The organism is Actinocrinis sp. (assembly GCF_035946395.1).
GTDB lineage: Bacteria > Actinomycetota > Actinomycetes > Streptomycetales > Catenulisporaceae > Actinocrinis.
On sequence record NZ_DASYZI010000265.1, the window covers coordinates 1 to 1,663 of the forward strand.

1 protein-coding gene is annotated in these 1,663 nt (G+C 66.0%); it reads left to right on the top strand.

The genetic code is table 11. The features are described 5' to 3' along the window. On the top strand, nt 1-1,663 hold a 1,663-nt coding region (locus VGS97_RS16430), incomplete at both ends, for an IS1634 family transposase (RefSeq protein WP_326854406.1).

A 1,663-nucleotide genomic window follows, 5' to 3' on the forward strand; every position in this document is an offset into this window, starting at 1 on the left:
TATCGGAAGAAAGATGGAAAGCGCCATGGCTATTGGGCGCTTGTGGAATCGTATCGCACGGCCCGCGGCCCCCGCCAGCGGGTTGTCGCGTATCTGGGCGAAGTGGATGAGCGTGGCCGGATGGCGCTGCCGCCTGCCGACGGCATGCGCGCATACCAACAGCCGCTGTACGAAGCGGGCCAAACGTCGCAGTGGGTGGAGGTCGATCTCACCGGGGTGCGCGTCGAGCGGACGCGCGACTTCGGCGGCCCGTGGCTGGGCACCGTGCTGCTGCAACGGCTGGATCTGCCGCGCTTTCTCGCAGCGACCGTGCCGACGGACGGAGCCGACATCCCGTGGCCCGCGATGGCGCTCGTGCTGGTACTCGGTCGCCTGTGCGCACCGAGCAGCGAACTGCGCCTGGCCGAGCACGTCTATGACGCAAGTGCGCTCCCGGACCTGTTGGGCGTGCCCGCGGCCAAAGTCAACGAGGATCGGCTCTACCGCGCGCTGGACAAATTGCTCCCGCACAAGGCGGCGTTAGAGCAGCATCTTAAGCGCCGCCTCGGGGAGTTGTTTGCGATTCAGTATGATTTACTGCTCTACGATGTGACGTCGACGTATTTCGAAGGCGAGGCCGCACGCAATCCGCAGGCGCAGCGCGGCTATTCGCGGGATCATCGGCCGGATTGCAAGCAAGTCAACCTGGCGTTGGTCGTGACGCGCGAGGGGCTGCCGCTCGGCTACGAGCTGTTCGCCGGCAACAAGAATGACGTCACGACGCTCCGCGAGATCGTCGAAACCATGGAGAGCCGATACGGTGCCGCTGACCGAATCTGGGTACTGGATCGCGGGCTGGTGAGTGAGGACCATGTCACGTGGCTGAAGAACCACGGCCGCCAGTACATCGTTGGGACGCCAAAGAGCCTGCTGCGCCGGTTCGAGCGAGCGCTGGCCGCCGAGACGTGGCAGCGGGTGCGGGCGGGTGTCGAGGCGCAATTGTGCGCCGCGCCCGGCGGGGATGAAGTGTTCATCGTGTGCCGGAGTGCCGCGCGCCGGGACAAAGAACGGGCGATGCACGACCGGTTCGAGCGACGCATCACCGAGGGCCTCGAGACGATGGCAACCAGCTGTCGGAAGCACGCCCAGTCCGCGGTAGCGATTGCACAGCGGGTCGGGAGATTGCTGGGAAGCAACTCACGCGCCGCCAAGCTGTTTCACGTCGAGGTGGAGACGGACGACCGCGGGGCGGCGGCGGTGAAATGGACGATGTCGCCCGCCTGGCGGGACTGGGCCCGGCTCAGCGAAGGGTGCTACGTGCTCCGCAGCAATCTCGTCGAGTGGACCGCGGAGGATCTTTGGACCGCGTATATTCACCTCACGGACGCGGAAACGGCGTTTCGGATCCAGAAGTCCGATCTCGAGCTCCGCCCCATCTGGCACCAGAAGGAGCAACGTGTCCAGGCCCACATCCTCGTGTGTTTCCTCGCCTATGTGCTGTGGAAGACCCTCGGCCGGTGGTGCCACGCCGCCGGCCTGGGCGAGGAGCCACGCAAGGTCCTCGCCGAGCTGTCGCAGATTCGCCTCGTGGACGTGGTGCTGCCGACCCGCGAGGGCCTCGAACTGCGCAAGCGGTGCGTCAGCCGCCCCACTGAGCATCAAGCTATTCTCCTGCAACGGCTCG